Raw genomic sequence first — 19,557 nt, 5'->3', positions numbered from 1 at the left:
CCCCCGCAATACCGCGTCACGGGGGCGCCGCAGGGGTTCAGGGGGCCGGAGGGAAGAGCACCGGCGTCGCCGAGACCAGGTGGGAGGCCCGGTCCAGGGCGCTGGCCAGCAGCGCGAGGTCCGTCGGCCCGTTGCCCAGCTCGCGGACCGGGCGGCGGGCCGGCGGGTCGCCCATCCGCTCCCACTCCACCGGGACCACAGTCGGCCTCAGGGTCGCGGTGCGCGGGATCCGCCCGGTGACCCGGCCCGCCTGGAACGGGACCGTGCGGCCGTCCGCGTACCGCAGCACGCCGCGGCCGGGACCCGGCTGGTCCGGGGCGTCGAGCTCCACCCGCAGGGTGGTCAGCCGGGCCAGCCCGGTCTCGGCCGTCCGGTCGGGACGGGCGGTGGTGGCCACCAGGTGCACCCCGAGGCGGGCGCCCTCGCGGGCCACCGCCTCCAGCGCCCGGACCACCGAGCCGGCGGCGGGCCGGCCCGTACTGCCCAGCCCCGGCGCGACCAGCGCGTCGAAGTCGTCGACGAGCACCACCAGCCGGGGCAGCGGGCTCGGCCCGGCCGGATCGGTCCGCAGGGCCGCGGCGCGCAGCCGCAGGGTCCCGGTCCGCTGGGGGTCGATGTCGCCGCGCTGCTCGCCCGGGGTGGGCTGGCGGGGCGAGACCATCCGGTCGGCGAGCTCGCGCCGGGCGTGCCACTCCGCGAACGGCACCCCGTCGAGCAGTTCGTGGCGCCGCTTCAGCTCGGCGCCCAGGGCCTGCGCGAACTCCCGCATGCGCAGCGGGTCGGAGGCCACCAGGTGCGCGGAGGCGTGCGGGAGCTCGGTACAGGGCAGCAGCCCGTCGCCGCGCTCCCCGCCGGCCCCGTCCAGCAGGACCAGGCCCAGCCGGTCGGGCCGGGCGGCCGCGGACAGCGAGGCGGCCACCGAGCGCAGCAGCTCGGTCCGGCCGCTCCCGGCGGGCCCCTCGATCAGCAGGTGCGGGCCGTCGTGGACGAGTTCGGCGCCGACGGGTCCGCGCCGCCCGCTGCCCAGCACGATCTCGGCGAGCCCGCCCGTGCCCTGTCCCTGATCGGTGGCCTCGGCCCAACGGGCCATCAGGGAGGCGGGGGTGGCCCGGGCCAGCCCCAGTTCGTCCAGCAGCCGGGCGGTGGCGGGCAGGGCGGCCGCGGCCGGGCGGTAGGGCTCGGTCGGACCGCCGTCGGCGCGCAGCGGCGCCAGCGCGCGGGCGAACCGCTCGGCCCAGGCGGCGGAGACGGCGTCGGCGGTGACGGTGTCGCCGGAGGGCACCGGCCGGCCGCCGGTCACGGCGAAGGTGCGTACGGCCGTGGCGACGTCCCCGCTGAGCAGGGCGACCGCGCCGCAGTCCCGGAAGGCCGGGGTGCCCGCGCAGGCCGTCTCGTACGTATCGGCGACGGGCGAGGCGGGGGTGGCGGCCGGGGCGTCGGCCAGGGCGAGCACGTGGATGCCGCCGGCCGGCCCGTGCGAGGCGAGCCGGCCGGTGACGTCGCGCAGCGGTCCCGCGCCGGGATCGCCGTCGAGGACGAGCAGGGTGTACGGGCCCCGGTAGACGCGGGCGGCCTGCCGGACCCCCTCGGGGTCGGCGGCGGCCCAGTGCGTGCCGAGGGGGCCGTCGTCCAGGCGCCGGGTGAGCTCCCCGGTCCGGGCGGCGGCCTGGTCGCGGTCGTAGGCCAGGAGCAGCCGGCAGTCCTGGCCGTGCGCGGGGCGTACGTGGGGGAGCCAGCCGAGCCAGCCCCAGTCGCGGCGGCGCTCCGCGAGCGGGCGGGCCCGGTCGGTGCAGACCAGCACGATCTCCAGCTGTCCCGGCGCGTGCAGGGCGGCCAGCTGCGCCACCACGCTGCGGGCCACCCCGGCGAGGCGGGCGCGCGGTCCGGCGAGGCCGAGCGAGCCGACGGCCCGCAGGTCGACCCGGCTGCCCGCGCCGAGCCCGAGGTCCAGCACCCCGGGGTGCCCGGGCCCGCGCGACCAGAGCCGCTCGGTGGGGCCCAGGGCGGCCAGCAGCAGCGTGGCCGGGTCGTCGGGGTCGGGGGCGACGCAGAGGGCGGGCACCGCCTCCGGCTCGGCCGGGACCTCGTACGCCTCGTCCCCGCGGACCCACTTGCGGGCCCAGGCGCCGAGGCCCCTGCGGCGGCCCGCGGGGGGCTCCGCCGGATCGGGCGCGTCCGCCGGCCCGTACGCCGGTTCGGGCGCGTCCGCGTGCGCGCGGCCGGCGGCGGACGGCGCGCCCGGGGCGCGCGGCGGGCCCGCCGCGCCGCCGGAGGGCCCGCCGGGCGCGGTGCGGGCGTGCGGGACCGGGGCGGCACCCGGGCCGGCCGCGCCGGAGCCCCGGCCGCCCGGTGCGTAGCCGGGGCCGCCGTAGCCGGGGCCGCCGGGCCGGGCGGTCCCGGACGCGGGGGTGTCGTCGCCCCGGCCGTCGCCCCGGCCGTGGTCCGCGGCGGGGGCGCCGCCGTGGCCCGGGGCGTGGGCCGCGCCGTCACCCGGGCCGGTCCCGTCCGGCGCCGGGGCCGTGGCGGGCGCCGGCTTCGGGGCGGTGCGGCCCCGTACCGCGAGGTGGCCCTCCAGGTCGGGGGCGACCGCCAGCGGGGCCGCGCTCCCGGCCGCGAGGCGCAGGGTGGACTCGCCGACCCGCAGCAGCGCGCCCGGGGGCAGGGCCACGGGCCGGGGGCCCACGGGGGAGCCGTCGAGGGTGGTGCCGTTCGTCGAGTCGAGGTCGGCCACGGAGACCCGGCCGTCCCCCGTGACGGTGACCGTGCAGTGCATCCGGGACACGTCCGGGTCGTCCAGCGGGACGTCGGCGTCGGCGGAGCGCCCGACCCGGATCTGCCCGCTGTGCAGGAGGTGCACCCCGCCCGCGTCGGGCCCGGCCACCACGTGCAGCTGGGGCGCGCCGAGGCCGTCCTCCGGCAGCACGTCCGGCACGGGCGCGTTCAGCGCCAGCACCGCCCCGTCGACCAGCGGGGGCTCGCCGACCACCCGGCGCTGGAGGTCGAGCCGCTCCGCGCCGGCGTAGAGCACGATGGTGCCGCCGGTGTCGGGCCCGCCGACGGTCGCCGCGAGCCCGGAGGCGACGGCGGCCAGGGCCGTGCCCGCGGGCGCGGTGACGAGCACGTCACAGGTCGCGGGGGCGGGCGCGGTCTGGTGGCCGCTGCGCGACCCAAGGACGGTCAGCCGGATCTGCATCGCAGTCAGCGGTCCCTTCTGCGCGGTGCGCGGTGCGTGCGCCCGGCAGGAGAACCGCGGGACATGGCTGCCCGGTCGCCCCCCACCCGGCACGGACGCGTCGTCCGGTCAGGTCTGCCGGAAGGCGGGGCTCCCGTCCCGTGCCGTCCGTACGGGTGCATCCTCGCACCTGTCGCCGACAACACGCCCGGCACCCGGCAACAAGTGATCTTGATCGGCGCCGGGGGCGCCCCGACCCGTCGGGATCCGGACAGCGGGCCCGGGAAAGCGGGGAAAATCGCCCCCGGCATACGCCGCGAACATCACCCTCCGTACATATGTGCGGCAACCAACCTCCGTCGCCCGGCGTCTTCCCCGGGGACACCCCCTAGAGTGGGCCGGAAAACCCATCGAGGGACGGCGGCGCGAAAACGCGCCGGCAGACGACAGCAGGGAGCGCGAGACGTGCGGCCAGTCGGCAGCAAGTACCTGCTCGAAGAGCCGCTCGGGCGCGGCGCCACGGGCACCGTCTGGCGTGCCCGCCAGAGGGAGGCCGCGGGCGCGGAGGCGGCGGTCGCCGGCCATCCCGGCGAGACCGTGGCCATCAAGGTCCTCAAGGAGGAGCTGGCCCACGATCCCGACATCGTCATGCGCTTCCTGCGCGAGCGCTCGGTCCTGCTGCGCCTGACGCACCCCAACATCGTGCGCACGCGCGACCTCGTCGTCGAGGGCGACCTGCTCGCCCTGGTCATGGACCTCATCGACGGTCCGGACCTGCACAAGTACCTCCGCCAGAACGGGCCCTTCACCCCCGTCGCCGCGAGCCTGCTGACCGCCCAGATCGCGGACGCGCTCGCCGCCAGCCACGCCGACGGGGTGGTCCACCGCGACCTGAAGCCCGCCAACGTGCTGCTCGACGAGCGCGGCGGCCAGATGAAGCCGATGCTGACCGACTTCGGCATCGCCCGCCTCGCGGACTCCCCGGGCCTGACCCGCACGCACGAGTTCGTCGGCACCCCGGCCTACGTGGCACCCGAGTCCGCCGAGGGCCGCCCGCAGACCTCCGCCGTCGACATCTACGGCGCCGGCATCCTGCTGTACGAGCTGGTCACCGGTCGCCCGCCGTTCGCCGGCGGCACCGCCCTCGAAGTGCTCCACCGCCACCTCAGCGAGGAGCCCCAGCGCCCCTCGACCCTGCCGGAGCCGCTCTGGACGGTCATCCAGCGCTGCCTCAGCAAGGAGCCGAACGAGCGCCCCAGCGCCGAGAGCCTGGCCCGCGGCCTGCGCGTGGTCGCCGCCGGCATCGGCGTGCACTCCGCCCCCTCCGAGGTGGAGGCCGCGCTCGGCGTCGGCGCCCTGCTCGCCCCCGACCCCTCGCCCGCGCCGGTCCCCGCGACCCCGGGCGTCGGCGACGCCACCCAGGTCCTGCCCGGCTCCGCGGGCTCGCCCATGGGCGGCTACGACCCGAACGGCATGACCAGTGTCCTGCCCCCGGTGGGCGCGGCCGACGCCACCTCCGTGCTGCCGAGCACCGGCCCCGCCGGCGGCGCCGACCCGACCTCGGTGATGCCCCCGGTGCAGCGGCCCGACCAGCCGCACCCGTGGGAGTCGCAGATGCGCGCCGTCCGCGACCGCAACGAGCAGACGCAGATGCAGTACCTCGACCCGGGCGAGGACCCGCTGCGCCGGCGCCCGCAGCGGCAGGCGCCTCCGCCGCCCCCGCCGCAGCAGCGGCCCCCGCAGGGCGCGCCGCAGCAGCAGCCGTACCGCCAGGGCCCGCCGCCGCAGCAGTACCAGCAGCCGCAGCAGCCCTCGTACCAGCCGCAGCAGCAGTACGCGCCCCCGCCGCCGCAGCACTACCAGCCGCAGCAGCACCAGCCCCAGCAGTACCAGCAGCCTCAGCAGCCGCAGTACCGGCAGCCCCAGGCGCCGCAGCAGCCGCCGCAGGGCCCGCCGCAGCAGCGGCCGCCGCGGGAGCCCCGTGAACCGCGGGAGCCCCGCCGCCGCAGCGCCAACCCGGTGCGGATCCCCGGCCTCGGCTGCCTCAAGGGCTGCCTGGTCATGATCCTGCTGTTCTTCGTCGCGGGCTGGCTGGTCTGGGAGCTGACCCCGCTCCAGGAGTGGGTCGGCACCGGCCGGGGCTGGTGGGACCAACTGTGGACGTGGGGCACCGAGGCCGCCGACTTCCTCGGCTCCATCGGCGACTCCACGGGGTCCGGAGGCTCCGGAGCGCCCTGAACCGGGCCGCATTGATGCCGAGTTCGTAGATTTGTCGACTTCTGGGGAGTGATTTCGCCCCCAGAAGCGAAGGTCGCCGCAAATCGGGCCCCCTACTGGCCTCCAACCCCCACCCGGCCGCGTAGCTTTGGTGCGTACGCCAGCCGCTGAGGGAGCAGTCGTGGCACGGAAGATCGGCAGCCGGTACACCGCGCACCAGATCCTTGGGCGCGGCAGCGCGGGCACGGTGTGGCTGGGCGAGGGGCCGGAAGGCCCCGTCGCCGTCAAACTGCTGCGCGAGGACCTCGCGTCCGACCAGGAGCTGGTCGGACGGTTCGTCCAGGAGCGCAGCGCGCTGCTGGGCCTGGACCACCCGCACGTCGTCTCCGTCCGCGACCTCGTCGTGGACGGCAACGACCTCGCCCTCGTCATGGACCTCGTCCGCGGTACGGACCTGCGCACGCGCCTCGACCGCGAGCGGCGGCTCGCCCCCGAGGCGGCCGTGGCCATCGTCGCGGACGTCGCCGACGCGCTGGCCGCGGCCCACGCGGCCGGGGTCGTCCACCGGGACGTCAAGCCCGAGAACGTCCTGCTCGACATGCAGGGCCCGCTCGGCCCCGGCGGGGCCCACCCGGCGCTGCTGACCGACTTCGGCGTCGCCAAGCTGATCGACTCCCCGCGGCGGGCCGCCACGGGCCGGTCCTCGGCCCCGGCCACCCGGATCATCGGCACCCCCGACTACCTGGCCCCGGAGATCGTGGAGGGCCTGCCCCCGCGGGCGGCGGTCGACATCTACGCACTGGCCACCGTCCTGTACGAGCTGCTGGCCGGGTTCACCCCGTTCGGCGGCGGCCACCCCGGCGCGGTGCTGCGCCGGCACGTGACCGAGACGGTCGTCCCGCTGCCCGGGATCCCCGACGAGCTGTGGCAGCTCGTCGTGCAGTGCCTGGCCAAGGCCCCGGCGTCGCGGCTGCGCGCGTCGGAGCTCTCGGCGCGGCTGCGCGACCTGCTGCCCCTGCTGGCCGGGATGCCGCCGCTGGACGTGGACGAGCCGGACGACGCCGGTCCGGGCGAACCGGAGGCCGAGGAGCCGCCCGCCGACCCCGTGCGGCGCCGCGGCGTGGTTCCGCTGGTGCCCGGTTCGGCGACCGACTCCAACCGGGACACGCACACCTCGATGCGGGTACCGGGCCCGGACGAGCTGGCGGGCGGCGCGCTCGGCACCGCCCGCGTCCCGCGCCCGGCCGGCGGCCACCGCCCGGGCTCGGCCCGGCACCGCGCCGAGGCCGCGCGCAAGCGGCGGCTGGTGCTGTCCGCCTCCGCGCTGGCGCTCACCGCCGTGGTGGGGGTCGGCACGTGGCTCGCGCTCTCCGGCGGCGAGGAGACCCCGCCCCCGCAGGACACCAAGAACTCCGGAACCCGCGCGCCGTAGCCGGCCGGCCGCCGGGGACCGCCTCCGCCCCGACGGCGGCCCGCGACGGCCCCGCTTCCCCGGCGGCCCCTCCGGTTACGCCGCCACCAGCTCCGGGTGCCAGCGGCGGGCCACCTCCGGGTGGGCGCGGACCCAGCCCTTGAGCTCGTTGCGGCCGTACTCCGCGTGCAGCGGGTTGTCCGCGTCGTGCGCGACCCCGGGCGCCGCGCGCAGGTAGTCGCCCGGGACCGTCTCCACCACCGCGTCCAGCCGCGGGTTGTAGAAGAACGGCACCGAGTACCGCTCCACCGCGCCCGGCGGGCTGATCACCCGGTGGTCCGTCGCCGTCAGGTACCCCTCGGTCGCGATCTCCAGCAGCTCGCCCAGGTTGACCACGAACGCCCCGGGCAGCGGCGGCACGTCGAGGTAGCCGCCGTCGCGGACCACCTGGAGACCGCCGACCGAGTCCTGGAGCAGCAGGGTGAGGAACCCGTAGTCCTTGTGTGCGCCCACGCCCTGGTCGGTGCCGGACGGGGACGAGCCGGGGTAGCGGATCAGCTTGGTGTGCAGGTGCGGCCGGTCCGCGAACGCCGCGTCGAAGAAGTCGGCCGGGGCGCCGATCGAGGCCAGCAGCTCCCGGAGCAGCCGGTGGGCCACCGCCGCCAGCCGCGCCTGCCACTCCAGCACCGCGGTGCGCAGCCCGGGCAGGGCCGCGGGCCACTGGTTCGGCCCCTCCAGCCACAGGTACGCCGGATCGTCCGGCCCCATCACCGGCGCGGGCCGCTCGGCGCCCACGTCCAGCTGGTCGCGCCAGTCCGAGGCCCCGCCGGTCAGCTCGGCGCCGATCCGGGTGTAACCGCGGAAGTGCGGGGAGCGCAGGTTGCTCACGGCGAGCCGGTCGGCCTCCGGTAGGGCGAAGAAGGCCCTGGTCAGCTCCAGGATCCGGGTGGTCTCGGCATCGGTGATGCCGTGCCCGGTCAGGTGCAGGAACCCGGTGTCCCGGGCGGCCGCGTGCAGCTGGTCCAGGAAGGCGGCCCGCTGGGCCGGATCGTCGGCACGGGAGAGGTCCAGGACGGGGAGGGTGTGCGCGGACGGCATGACGGCTCCGTTTCGGATGTCACGGGGTCCTGTTCCCGGGGGGTGGCGGGGCCGCGGAGGGGGAGGGGTCGCCGGCAGGGGTGGCGCCGGGACCGCGAGGGCCGCGTACAGGACCCAAGTCGGATCGGGGTGGATCAGGCTCGGTGAGGGTCCGGCGGCTGACAGCCCGTCGTCGTGACGCGCATGTGGTCCACATGACGCCGCTTGACGAGGCGCGTGACGACGAGAACGGTCATAACGTGAGCGTACGCCCGTGCGCCCCGCCACCAGTACGGGTGATTCGGCCTGCCCGGACGGCGCCCTCCGGGGACCGGCTACGCTGGACCCGTGGCAGTCGTCGATGTTTCCGAAGAGCTCAAGTCCCTCTCCTCGACCATGGGGTCGATCGAGGCCGTCCTGGACCTCGACAAGCTGAGGGCAGATATCGCCGTGCTCGAGGAGCAGGCCGCCGCGCCGTCCCTGTGGGACGACCCGGAGGCCGCCCAGAAGATCACGAGCAAGCTTTCGCACCTCCAGGCCGAGGTCCGCAAGACCGAGACCCTGCGCGGGCGCATCGATGACCTCGCGGTCCTCTTCGAGCTCGCCCAGGAGATGGACGACGCGGACACCCTCGTCGAGGCCGAGGCCGAGCTGGTCTCCGTCCGCAAGGCGCTGGACGAGATGGAGGTCCGCACCCTGCTCTCCGGCGAGTACGCCGAGCGCGAGGCCCTCGTCAACATCCGCGCCGAGGCCGGCGGCGTCGACGCCTCCGACTTCGCCGAGCGCCTCCAGCGCATGTACCTGCGCTGGGCCGAGCGGCACGGCTACCCGACCGAGATCTACGAGACCTCCTACGCGGAGGAGGCCGGCATCAAGTCGACCACCTTCGTCGTCAAGGCCCCGTACGCCTACGGCACCCTCTCCGTCGAGCAGGGCACCCACCGCCTCGTGCGGATCTCGCCCTTCGACAACCAGGGCCGCCGCCAGACCTCCTTCGCGGGCGTCGAGGTGCTGCCGGTCGTCGAGTCCAGCGACCACGTCGAGATCGACGAGGGCGAGCTGCGCGTCGACGTGTACCGCGCCTCCGGCCCCGGCGGCCAGGGCGTCAACACCACCGACTCGGCCGTGCGCATCACGCACATCCCGACCGGCATCGTCGTCTCCTGCCAGAACGAGCGCTCGCAGATCCAGAACAAGGCCAGCGCCATGAACGTCCTCCAGGCCAAGCTGCTGGAGCGGCGCCGCCAGGAGGAGAAGGACAAGATGGACGCCCTGAAGGACGGGGGCAGCTCCTGGGGCAACCAGATGCGCTCCTACGTCCTTCACCCGTACCAGATGGTCAAGGACCTGCGGACGGAGTTCGAGGTCGGCAACCCGCAGGCGGTCCTCGACGGCGAGATCGACGGCTTCCTGGAGGCTGGGATCCGCTGGCGCAAGCAGCAGGAGCAGACCGCCTAGAGCCGTCCGGATCCGGCAGCCGTACGGCTCCCGGACCGGAGAAGGGCCCGGACACCTGCAGGTGTCCGGGCCCTTCGTCCTGCCGGGGTGATCGGTACGCGGCGCGGCCGCGCCGGCGTCCGCCTCCTACGCGGTCTGCTGGACCACGAGGGCCAGCGCCACCGCGAGGACCACCATGAGCGCGATCAGCGTCACGGGATTCAGGCCGGAGAAGGGGCCCTCGTGCTCCCGCTGGAGGCGCTCCCGGTTCGCCCGGCACACCGGGCAGCGGCCCTGGCTGACGGGTGCGGCGCAGTTCGCGCACACGAGCCGGTCATATGTCATGCGCTCCTCCTCTCGCCCTCGGTTCCGCTGGGTACAACGGCGGTGGGAACCGGTCCGTTCCCCCTACCACTGTGCCAGCTTCGCCGACATTCGGCGCGGCCCCTCCGGGCAGTCCCGGTCGGGACCCCTCCGGACCCGGGGATAAAACGGGCAACTCCGGAGGCCGGGTCCACACCCCGCGCCCGTTCGCGTATGGTCACGCACACCTACTCCCGGCGACCGTGGTGCATCCGTGATCCGATTCGACAGCGTTTCCAAGTCCTACCCGAAGCAGAACCGCCCCGCACTCAGAGATGTCTCCCTGGACATCGCGAAGGGCGAGTTCGTCTTCCTGGTCGGCTCCTCCGGCTCCGGCAAGTCCACCTTCCTGCGGCTGATCCTGCGCGAGGAGCGGGCGAGCCACGGCCAGGTGCACGTCCTCGGCAAGGACCTCGCCAAGCTCTCCAACTGGAAGGTCCCGCAGATGCGGCGCCAGCTGGGGACCGTCTTCCAGGACTTCCGGCTGCTGCCCAACAAGACGGTGGCCGAGAACGTCGCCTTCGCGCAGGAGGTCATCGGCAAGCCCCGGGGCGAGATCCGCAAGGCGGTCCCGCAGGTGCTGGAGCTGGTGGGCCTCGGCGGCAAGGAGCAGCGGATGCCCGGCGAGCTCTCCGGCGGCGAGCAGCAGCGCGTGGCCATCGCCCGCGCCTTCGTCAACCGGCCGGCCCTGCTGATCGCGGACGAGCCCACGGGCAACCTCGACCCGCAGACCTCCGTCGGCATCATGAAGCTGCTGGACCGGATCAACCGGACCGGCACCACCGTGATCATGGCGACGCACGACCAGCAGATCGTCGACCAGATGCGCAAGCGCGTCATCGAACTCGAACAGGGCCGTCTCGTACGCGACCAGTCGCGCGGCGTCTACGGCTACCAGCACTGAAAGGACGCCATGCGCGCCCAGTTCGTCATGTCGGAGATCGGCGTCGGCCTCCGTCGCAATCTCACCATGACCTTCGCGGTCATCATCTCCGTGGCCCTGTCGCTGGCCCTGTTCGGTGGCTCCCTGCTCATGCGCGAGCAGGTGAGCAAGATGAAGGGCTACTGGTACGACAAGGCCAACGTCTCGATCTACCTCTGCAACAAGCAGGACGCGGAGGAGGCGAGCGAGGCCACGACCAAGCCGGACGGCCCGGTCACGCAGGCCGCGGGCGTCGCCACCTGCCGCAAGGGCGCGGTGACGGCCGACCAGAAGAAGCAGATCGAGACCGAGCTCAAGCAGATGGACCTGGTCAAGTCCGTCGCGTACGAGTCGGCCGACGACGCCTACAAGCACTACCAGGAGCAGTACGGGCACACCGCGCTCGCCTCCTCCATCACCCCGGACCAGATGCAGGAGTCCTTCCGGGTCAAGCTCAAGAACCCGGAGAAGTACAAGGTCGTCACCTCCGCCTTCGCCGGGCGGGACGGCATCCACACCGTCGACGACCAGCGCCAGGCCATCGACGTCCTCTTCAAGATCCTGAACTACGTCAACATCGCGGCCCTCGGCATCATGCTGATCATGCTGATCGTGGCCCTGCTGCTGATCGTCAACACGGTGCGCGTCTCCGCCTTCAGCCGGAGGCGGGAAACCGGGATCATGCGGCTGGTGGGCGCCTCCAGCTTCTACATCCAGGTCCCGTTCATCATGGAGGCGGCCGTCGCCGGCCTCATCGGCGCGGTCATCGCCTGCCTGATGCTCGTCTCGGGGCAGTACTTCGTGATCGACCACGGCTTCGAACTGCGGACCAAGATCCAGATCATCGACTTCATGGGCTGGAGCTCGGTGATCGGCAAGCTCCCGTACGTGCTGTTCATCGGCCTCCTGATGCCCTCGATGGCCGCCTTCCTCGCGTTGCGCAAGTACCTGAAGGTGTGACAAGCGCCCCGCGAGCGGTCCGGTCAACCCTCCGTACCGGCGCGGGGCTTGTCCTAGACTCGGCGCCATGCCGGCTCTGCCCAGCCTCTGTCTCCGGCCCCGCGACCTGCGTCGCGGGGCCGTCCTGACGTTGGCCTTCCTCGCGGCCGTGGGCACCGCCGCGAGCACCGGCTGCTGGGACCGCGAGGAACCCGCGGCCCAGGCCGTCCTCGCGGCCGGCGCCCGCACCCCGGAGCCCACCGCGACGCCCCGCGCGAGCGGCACCGCCGACCGGGAGGCCGTCGCCCGGGCCGCGGCCGAGGCCGTCGCCGAGGGCAAGTCCGGCAAGAAGGCCGCCCAGGAGGTCGTCAGCCGCAGCGGCGACCGCTGGGGCACCGTCTACGACCAGGGCGAGTACGCGGCCTTCGCGGAGGGCCTCGACGGCCGCTGGACCGGCGTCGGCCTCTGGGCGGAACGCGGCCCGGGCGGCATGATCGAGGTCGACAAGGTCCAGCCCGACAGCCCCGCCGCCCGCGCCGGCCTGCGCGCCGGCGACCGGCTGCTGAGCGTCGACGGGCGCGCCGTCACCGGCCTCGCCGTGAACGACGTCATCTCCCTGCTGCGCGGCGAGGAGGGCACCCCCGTCGTCCTGAACCTGAGCCGCGGCGGCTCCGACCTCACCGAGACCGTCCGCCGCGAGCAGCTGCGCACCGAGCCGGTGACCGTACGCCGGCTGCCCGGCGGGATCACCGTCATCAAGGTCGCCTCCTTCACCCGCGGTTCCGGCGAGCGGGTGCGGGCCGCCGTCCGCGAGGCCCCGGCGGGCGCCGGGGTCATGCTCGACCTGCGCGGCAACCCGGGCGGGCTGGTCGCCGAGGCGGTGACGGCCGCCTCCGCCTTCCTGGACGGCGGGCTGGTGGCCACGTACGACGTACGCGGCGACGAGCGCGCCCTGTACGCACCCCCCGGCGGCGACACGGCCCGGCCGCTGGTGGCCCTGGTCGACGGCGGCACGATGAGCGCGGCCGAACTGCTGACCGGCGCCCTCCAGGACCGCGGCCGGGCGGTGGCCGTCGGCAGCCGCACCTTCGGCAAGGGCTCGGTGCAGATGCCGACCGCGCTGCCGGACGGTTCGGTGGCGGAGCTGACGGTGGGCACGTACCGCACCCCGGCGGGCCGCAGCCTCGACGGCGGCGGCATCACCCCGGACCTGGCGGCGGGCGACGGGGCCGAGGAACGGGCCGCCACGGTATTGGGTGGCCTCGGGGTGGGTCCGTAGTGCGAAAATGACCGCACTATGGCTAAGGAAAAAGGGCGCAAGCTGATCGCCCAGAACAAGAAGGCGCACCACGACTACACGATCATCGACACCTACGAGTGCGGTCTCGTGCTCACGGGCACCGAGGTCAAGTCCCTGCGCCAGGGCCGGGCCTCGCTGGTCGACGGCTTCGTGACGATGGAGAGCAACGAGGCGTGGCTCTACAACGTCCACGTGCCGGAGTACAGCCAGGGGACCTGGACAAACCACAGCGCCCGGCGCAAGCGCAAGCTCCTCATGCACCGCGAGGAGATCGACAAGCTGGAGCGGAAGGCGCAGGAGTCGGGGCACACGATCGTGCCGCTCGCCCTGTACTTCAAGGACGGCCGGGCCAAGATCGAGATCGCGCTGGCCAAGGGCAAGAAGGAGTACGACAAGCGGCAGACGCTCCGCGAGAAGCAGGACACGCGCGAGACGAACCGGGCGATCTCGGCCGTACGGCGCAAGCAGCGGGGCACGGTTTAATCGCCTGGCACGCGGTGGTCCACTTCGCGTAGGATGGCGTCAGCGCCTCCCGCTCGCGGTGGGGCACGTTGATAAAAAAACATGGGGATGATCGGTTTCGACAGCGGATGTCGATGCAGGGGAAGCGAGCCGAGGAAGCGGCAATGATCTCGCTAACCACATGTCGCAAACAATAATCGCCAACACCAAGAGCGATAACTCCCGCTTCACCCTCGCTGCCTAATAACAGTGAGCTGAAGCCTCTGTGAGGAGCGTCAGCCCGGAAGTGGTCCCGGTCCGGATCCTGGCGTCAATTAGGGATCTAAACCTCTAGCCCCGGTCACGGGGGTTGGAGGGAAATCAAACAGTGACTGAGCCCGTCGGAGACTTGTCCGTGTGATCTCCGGGGCTGAGAAAAGCGCAGCGGACTGCGCTCGGAGAAGCCCTGCTTCTGCACCGTTGGACGCGGGTTCGATTCCCGCCATCTCCACCACCCCATGTGAAAAGACCCCCTGACCTGCGAGAACTTCGCCAGGTCAGGGGGTTTTCTCGTGGCGCGGGTCAGTAGTGGTAGCGCGCCTTGAGGATCTTCACCTCTTTGGCGTCCGCCCGGTACACGAGACGGTGCTCGTCGTCGATGCGGCGTGACCAGTAGCCCGACAGCTCGCCCTTCAACGGCGCGGGCTTGCCGATCCCGCTGAAGGGGTCGCGTTGGATCTCACCGATCAGGCGGGTGATCCTGCGGGCTGTCCTGCGGTCCGAGCCGAGCCGGAACAGGAAGTCTTCCCAGGCGTCCGGGTCGAAGTGAACACTCCTCACTCCTCGCCTCCTGCCAGATCCCTCAGCTCGTCCATGGTCTTGGCGACCGTGGGTGCGCTCTCGCGGTCACGGGCCACGGCTTCCATGAGCCGCCGGGCGTTGGCGGGCGAGCGAAGGCGAAGGCCCCGCAGGGTCGGGGCTGCGGGGCCTTCGTCAGGGGGTGCGGCGGGGGGCTGTCAGCAGACCGGCACCTTGTTGAGGTTCTTCGCGTAGCGGGCGGCGATCCAGCCGCGGCCGTCGGCGAGCTTGTACCAGATCGCGTTCCCGTCGACGGTCTGGCCGTTGACCTTGCACTGGACGGCGACGACGTCGCCGGTCAGGGCCTTGCCCTTCTTCGCGTACCCGGTGCCCGGGCCGGAGTGGATGCCGAGGCCCTTGCCGGGGGAGACGATGCGGGCCTTCGGGGTCTCGTGGTGACCGCCGCACTTCGTGCAGGTGCCGGGCTTCCCGGGCTTCCCGGAGTCGCCCTTCGGGCCCTTGGAGCCCTGAGGTCCCTGCGGTCCGATCGGGCCGCGGTCGCCCTTGGGGCCCTTGGGGCCCTTGGCGCCCTTCGGGCCCTGGGTGCCGGTGGTTCCCCGGTCCCCCTTGGTGCCCTTGGGGCCGGCCGGGCCGCGGTCGCCGCGCGGGCCCCGGTCTCCGCGGTCGCCCTTGTCTCCCTTGTCGCCCTTGGGGCCGCCGGACGGGCCCTGCTCCCCCCGGGGTCCTTCGGGTCCGCGGGGCCCGGCGGGACCGGTCGCGCCGGTGTCGCCGCGCTCTCCCTGGTCACCGCGGTCGCCCTTCTCGCCCCTGTCGCCCTTCTCGCCCTGGGGGCCGGGGCGCCCCGGCTTGCCGTGGTGGCCGGGCTTCCCGTCGTGGCCGGGCTTGCCGTCGTCGCCCTTCGGGCCGGTCACCGGGGTCGCCACGCCGAACAGGGCCGACTCGCCGGTGCCGGTGGCCCACTCGCCGCCGCCCAGCGTCGTGCCCTCGGGGGCGTCCGCGTCCACCCGCAGCGCGACCCCCAGCTGGGTCCGCGCGTCACGGGGGAAGGCGAAGCCGGCGCGGGTTCCGGCCTCGCAGGTCAGCAGCCGGGCGTCGGACGAGCGGGTGCACGGGGCGGCCGCACGCTGCCCGTTCCAGTAGAAGCGGGCCTCGGGGAAGGTCGTACGGTCCGGCGCGGTGATGCGGAACGTGCCGCTGGAGACGGGCTCCGCACCGCTGACGGCGGCGATGACGACGCGGCCCGTGCGCCCCGGGGCGATCGAGGGCAGGTACGGCTGGGAGAAGCGGAGGCCGGCCGAGTCGGCCAGGGCCGGCACGGCGGGGACCAGACAGGTCGCGGTCACGGCCGCGACGATCAGGGCAGCGGGTACGGAACGGGAAGAAGGCACGGGAAGTTCCTCCGCAAAGGGAAGGGCGCTGGGGAGACACCCCAGTTATGTCCGATCCCGGCCGGAAGCGGTGCGTACCACGCGGGAACGATCACTCGCCCGCCGCACGAATCCGCCGGACGCGGCCGCCGGGAGGGCGAGCGCGGCCGCCGCCGCGGGCAGCAGGTAGGCCGTGGTGGTGCCGAAGCGGTCCACGAGCAGGCCGGCCGAGGCGGAGCCCGCGGCGATGCCCGTGAGGATGGCGGTGACCGCGAGGGTCATGCCCTCGTTGAGGCGGCCCTCGGGGGTACGGGCGTGGACCTCGGACATCGCCGTGACCATTGTCGGGGCCGTGGCCATCCCGGCCAGCAGGAGCGCGGCCGCCAGGGCCGGCAGGGAGCCGGCGGCCGCCGCGGCCCAGGGGAGGGCCATCAGCGCGGCCATCGCGGCCAGGCAGAACGGCAGGCCGCGGGGGCGCAGGGTGCCGTAGACCAGGCCGGCCGCGCAGGAGCCCGCCGCCTGGAGGGCCAGCACCGGCCCGGAGGCGGCGCCCAGTCCGTGCCCGGCGAGGTGGGCGATCGAGGCGACCTCCATCGAGCCGAAGACCACGCCCGTGGCCAGGAAGACGGGCAGGAGCGGGCCGAGGGCGCGCAGCGGCGACGCGCCGCCCCGCGGCGCCGCCGACACCGGGGGTTCCGTGGCCCGCCGGGAGGTGAAGACCAGCATCCCGGCCAGGAGCAGCGCCGCGGCCGTGAGGGTGCCCGCCTCGGGGAAGACGGAGGTGCACAGCACGGCCGCGAGGACCGGGCCGAGCATGAAGCACAGCTCGTCGGCGGCCTGTTCGAAGGACATCGCGGTGTGGTGCGCTGCCGGGGAGCCGCGCAGCAGGTGGGTCCAGCGGGCGCGGGACATGCCGCCGATGTTCGGGGTGGTGGCGGTCGCGGCGTACGAGGCGAAGAGGGTCCAGGCCGGGGCGTCGAGGCGGACGCAGGCGACGAGGGAGAGGGAGCCCAGGACGGCGATCAGGGCCGCGGGGAGGGCGACCCGGGCCTGCCCGTGCCGGTCGACCAGCCGGGCCGTCCAGGGGGCGACCAGGGCCGTGGCCGCCAGGCCGGTGGCGGTGACCGCCCCGGCGAGGGCGTACGAGCCGCGCTGGCCCGCGATCATCATGACCGCGCTGACCCCGAACATGCCCATCGGGAGCCGGGCGAGCAGGTTCCCGGCGGTGAAGGCCCGGGTTCCGGGGAGGTCGAACAGCCGGCGGTACGGGCCGCGGGCGCGGACCCGCCGGGCGCGGGCCGGGGCCCGGCCGGCGGCCCGGGCCGCGGCGCCGGGGCCGGGGCCGACCGGGGCGGCGATGACGAGGGTGGAGCCGGTGACGGTCATCCGGGGCGGCCGGGCGGGCGCGGGGCGGGCGGAGGCGGGGCGGGCGGGCGCGGTGGGCATGGTCACAGCCTCGGGCCCGCTCCCGGCTCCGGTCCAACACCTGTTCAGGACCCATTCACGCCCCTGCGTTGTTAGTCTCCGGGGGTGATGCCCCGCGATGTGGAACCCCGGCTGCTGCGCGGCTTCGTCGCCTGCGCGGAGGAGCTGCACTTCACCCGCGCCGCCGCCCGCCTGTACGTCGCCCAGCAGGCCCTCAGCCGGGACGTCCGGCGGCTCGAACGGGACCTGGGCGCCGCCCTGTTCGTACGGACCACCCGGCAGGTGGAGCTGACGCCCGACGGGGAGCGCCTGCTGCCCCTGGCCCGCCGCGTACTGCGCGCGCACGAGGAGCTGGCCGCGGCCTTCGGCGGGGACGGCGAGCCCCGACCGCTCCTGGTCGACGTGAACACCGACGGGCCCGGCACCGGCCGCACCGTCCTGGAGCGGGCCCGCGAACTCGCCCCGGACTGCGAGCTGATGGCCCGCTTCGAGAGCGGGCTGACCCATGCCGCCGCCGAGATCGCGGCCGGGCGGCTCGACGTCTCGTTCGGGTACGCCGACGGGCTCGGCCCGGCACTGCGGGGGCGCCTCGAACGGTGCCCCGTGCGGTACGAACCGCTCGCCGTGCTGCTGCCCGAGCACCACGCCCTGGCCGGGCGGGAGGCCGTACCGCTGGACGGGCTGGCCGGGGAGTCCGTGTACGCCGGCGCCGGGAACCCGCGGACCCTGGAGTGGACGGCGCTGGCGCGCGAGCTGTTCGCCGGGCGGGGCATCGAGGTGGCGCCGCCTGCGCCGGTCGCCATGGGCAAGGAGGAGTTCGGGCGGGTCATGGCCAAGACCGGCAATCCGGTGCTGGTCGCGGTGGACTTCCCCGACATGCCCGGCTGCGTGAAGCGGCCGCTGACCGGGCCGGTGCCGCTGTCGCCGCTGTCGATGGTGTGGCGCAAGGGCTTCCGCCACCCCGGGCTCGACGCCCTGCGCACCGCGGCCGCCGGGCTGGCCGCCGAGCGGGGGTGGCTCGTACCGCCCGCCGGCAGCTGGACCCCGGGCGGCTCACAGCCCGGCCCCGGGGCGGGTGAGAGCACGGTATCCCGGCGGTCATCGGGCGGGGACCGGGGCTGAAACGCGCCGTTCCTACCGTCGTCACCACGGACGCGACAGCTGTGGAGGCGTGTGATGACCGGTACGACCGCACCGCGCAAGGGGGGCCGCTGGATCGAGCGGTGGGACCCCGAGGACGAGGCCTTCTGGCAGGAGACGGGGGAGCGGACCGCCCGCCGCAACCTCCTGTACTCGGTTCTGTCCGAGCACATCGGCTTCTCCATCTGGTCCCTGTGGTCCGTGATGGTGCTCTTCATGGGCCCCGGCTACGGGATCGACCCCGCCGGAAAGTTCTTCCTCATCGCGACCGCCACCTTCGTCGGGGCCCTGGTGCGGGTGCCGTACACCTTCGCCGTCGCCCGGTTCGGCGGCCGGAACTGGACCGTCGTCAGCGCCCTGCTGCTGCTCGCGCCGACCGCGGCCGCGCTGGTCGTCATGGAGCCGGGAACCTCGTACGGCACGTTCCTGCTGGTGGCCGCCCTGACCGGGGTGGGCGGCGGGAACTTCGCCTCGTCGATGACCAACATCAACGCCTTCTTCCCGCTGCGCAAGAAGGGCTGGGCGCTCGGCCTGAACGCGGGCGGCGGCAACATCGGCGTCCCCGTGGTGCAGCTCGCGGCCCTGCTGGTGATCGCCACCGCCGGAGCCGGGCACCCGAGGCTGCTGCTCGCCGCCTACCTCCCGCTGATCGTGGCGGCGGCCGTGCTGGCCCTGCTGCGGATGGACAACCTGGCGCCCGTGCGGAACGACACCGGTGCGGTGCGGGAGGCCGTGCGCGAGCCCCACACCTGGATCATGGCGTTCCTGTACGTCGGCACCTTCGGGTCGTTCATCGGCTACAGCTTCGCCTTCGGGCTGGTCCTGCAGACGCAGTTCGGCCGGACCCCGCTCCAGGCCGCCTCGCTGACCTTCGTCGGGCCGCTGCTCGGTTCGCTGATCCGGCCGGTCGGCGGGGCGCTCGCCGACCGGTTCGGCGGCGCGTGGATCACGCTGGGCACCTTCGTGGCCATGGCGGCGGCGACCGGGGTCGTCGTCCTCGCCTCGGTGCGGGAGTCGCTGGCGGTGTTCCTGGTCGGGTTCGTCGCGCTGTTCGTCCTCAGCGGGCTCGGCAACGGCTCCACGTACAAGATGATCCCGGGGATCTTCCAGGCCAAGGCGCTGGCCCGGGGCATGGACGGCGAGGGCGCGGCGGCGTACGGGCGTCGGCTGTCGGGCGCCTCCATGGGACTGATCGGCGCCGTCGGGGCGCTCGGCGGACTCGGCATCAACCTGGTGTTCCGGCAGGCGTTCACCGCCTCCGGCTCCGGGACGGCCGCCTTCGTGACCTTCCTCGGGTTCTACGCGGTGTGCTGCGCGGTGACCTGGGCGGTATACCTTCGCCGGCCGGCCCCGGTGATCGTCGCGCAGCCGGGTGCGGCGGCGAAGGCGCAGCTCACCTCGGTGTAACGGCGGTTAACGGCCGCGAAATACGGCGGAACCGAGCCTGACACGCCGTGCGGGCAGGCTCGGTTCCCGCGCCCGCGCCCGCTCACCCCCCGCCTCCCGCGGCGCGACACCGACCCACTG

Annotated in this window: 15 protein-coding genes and 1 other RNA gene; 10 read left to right on the top strand and 6 right to left on the bottom strand. The window is 74.4% G+C overall.

Annotation, left to right across the window (positions count from 1 at the left end):
* Positions 1-37: 37 nt before the first annotated feature.
* Positions 38-3,193, bottom strand: coding sequence for an FHA domain-containing protein (locus tag ACZ6S8_RS15685; protein ID WP_469455947.1), 3,156 nt, complete (start codon positions 3,191-3,193; stop codon positions 38-40).
* A 444-nt stretch (positions 3,194-3,637) separates the two neighbouring features.
* Between ACZ6S8_RS15685 and ACZ6S8_RS15680 the strand changes: the two genes are divergently transcribed.
* Complete coding sequence (locus ACZ6S8_RS15680) at positions 3,638-5,410, top strand: serine/threonine-protein kinase (protein ID WP_469455945.1); 1,773 nt, start codon at positions 3,638-3,640, stop codon at positions 5,408-5,410.
* A 160-nt stretch (positions 5,411-5,570) separates the two neighbouring features.
* Entirely contained in the window at positions 5,571-6,821 is a 1,251-nt protein-coding gene (locus tag ACZ6S8_RS15675) for a serine/threonine-protein kinase (RefSeq protein ID WP_469455943.1), read from the top strand.
* Positions 6,822-6,896: 75 nt separating this feature from the next.
* On the opposite strand, the gene ACZ6S8_RS15670 is transcribed toward ACZ6S8_RS15675, so the two are convergent.
* Positions 6,897-7,898, bottom strand: a complete 1,002-nt coding sequence (locus ACZ6S8_RS15670) for an isopenicillin N synthase family dioxygenase (protein ID WP_469455941.1) — start codon at positions 7,896-7,898, stop codon at positions 6,897-6,899.
* Between the two features lie 327 nt (positions 7,899-8,225).
* Here ACZ6S8_RS15670 and prfB point away from each other — a divergent pair, with 327 nt between their 5' ends.
* Positions 8,226-9,335 (top strand): peptide chain release factor 2, encoded by a 1,110-nt coding sequence (gene prfB, locus ACZ6S8_RS15665; RefSeq protein WP_469455939.1) that lies wholly within the window; start codon positions 8,226-8,228, stop codon positions 9,333-9,335.
* 126 nt (positions 9,336-9,461) lie between these two features.
* Here prfB and ACZ6S8_RS15660 read toward each other — a convergent pair whose 3' ends face one another.
* On the bottom strand, positions 9,462-9,659 hold the full coding sequence (locus ACZ6S8_RS15660; protein ID WP_469455937.1) for a hypothetical protein: 198 nt from the start codon (positions 9,657-9,659) through the stop codon (positions 9,462-9,464).
* Between the two features lie 232 nt (positions 9,660-9,891).
* Between ACZ6S8_RS15660 and ftsE the strand changes: the two genes are divergently transcribed.
* The 5 genes from ftsE to ssrA all read left to right on the top strand — a co-directional run bounded on the left by ftsE (position 9,892) and on the right by ssrA (position 13,793).
* Complete coding sequence (gene ftsE / locus ACZ6S8_RS15655; protein ID WP_267726349.1) at positions 9,892-10,581, top strand: cell division ATP-binding protein FtsE; 690 nt, start codon at positions 9,892-9,894, stop codon at positions 10,579-10,581.
* A 9-nt stretch (positions 10,582-10,590) separates the two neighbouring features.
* The gene (gene ftsX, locus ACZ6S8_RS15650; RefSeq protein WP_469455935.1) at positions 10,591-11,559 is read left to right on the top strand and encodes a permease-like cell division protein FtsX; all 969 of its coding nucleotides are present in this window, start codon (positions 10,591-10,593) and stop codon (positions 11,557-11,559) included.
* A 67-nt stretch (positions 11,560-11,626) separates the two neighbouring features.
* A complete protein-coding gene (locus ACZ6S8_RS15645; RefSeq protein WP_469455933.1) occupies positions 11,627-12,817 on the top strand; it encodes a S41 family peptidase in 1,191 nt (396 codons plus the stop codon).
* 18 nt (positions 12,818-12,835) lie between these two features.
* Positions 12,836-13,321, top strand: coding sequence for an SsrA-binding protein SmpB (gene smpB, locus ACZ6S8_RS15640; protein WP_383927626.1), 486 nt, complete (start codon positions 12,836-12,838; stop codon positions 13,319-13,321).
* A gap of 83 nt (positions 13,322-13,404) precedes the next feature.
* Positions 13,405-13,793, top strand: a transfer-messenger RNA (tmRNA) gene (gene ssrA / locus ACZ6S8_RS15635).
* A 68-nt stretch (positions 13,794-13,861) separates the two neighbouring features.
* Here ssrA and ACZ6S8_RS15630 read toward each other — a convergent pair.
* The 3 genes from ACZ6S8_RS15630 to ACZ6S8_RS15620 form a co-directional block, all read right to left on the bottom strand.
* The gene (locus ACZ6S8_RS15630) at positions 13,862-14,119 is read right to left on the bottom strand and encodes a Txe/YoeB family addiction module toxin (protein ID WP_469455931.1); all 258 of its coding nucleotides are present in this window, start codon (positions 14,117-14,119) and stop codon (positions 13,862-13,864) included.
* Positions 14,120-14,295: 176 nt separating this feature from the next.
* A complete protein-coding gene (locus ACZ6S8_RS15625) occupies positions 14,296-15,486 on the bottom strand; it encodes an SH3 domain-containing protein (protein ID WP_469455929.1) in 1,191 nt (396 codons plus the stop codon).
* 45 nt (positions 15,487-15,531) lie between these two features.
* Positions 15,532-16,911 (bottom strand): MFS transporter, encoded by a 1,380-nt coding sequence (locus tag ACZ6S8_RS15620; RefSeq protein ID WP_469455927.1) that lies wholly within the window; start codon positions 16,909-16,911, stop codon positions 15,532-15,534.
* A gap of 87 nt (positions 16,912-16,998) precedes the next feature.
* Between ACZ6S8_RS15620 and ACZ6S8_RS15615 the strand changes: the two genes are divergently transcribed.
* Together ACZ6S8_RS15615 and ACZ6S8_RS15610 are read left to right on the top strand one after the other, a co-directional pair.
* Positions 16,999-18,012: a LysR family transcriptional regulator gene (locus tag ACZ6S8_RS15615; RefSeq protein ID WP_469455925.1), complete on the top strand. Its 1,014-nt coding sequence runs from the start codon at positions 16,999-17,001 to the stop codon at positions 18,010-18,012.
* A gap of 54 nt (positions 18,013-18,066) precedes the next feature.
* Positions 18,067-19,437, top strand: coding sequence for a nitrate/nitrite transporter (locus ACZ6S8_RS15610; protein ID WP_469455923.1), 1,371 nt, complete (start codon positions 18,067-18,069; stop codon positions 19,435-19,437).
* Positions 19,438-19,557 lie beyond the last annotated feature (120 nt).

Source organism: Streptomyces sp. NPDC048461 (assembly GCF_055587105.1).
The sequence above is the reverse complement of the archived record's forward strand: the minus strand, read 5'-3'. Positions and strand labels throughout refer to the sequence as shown.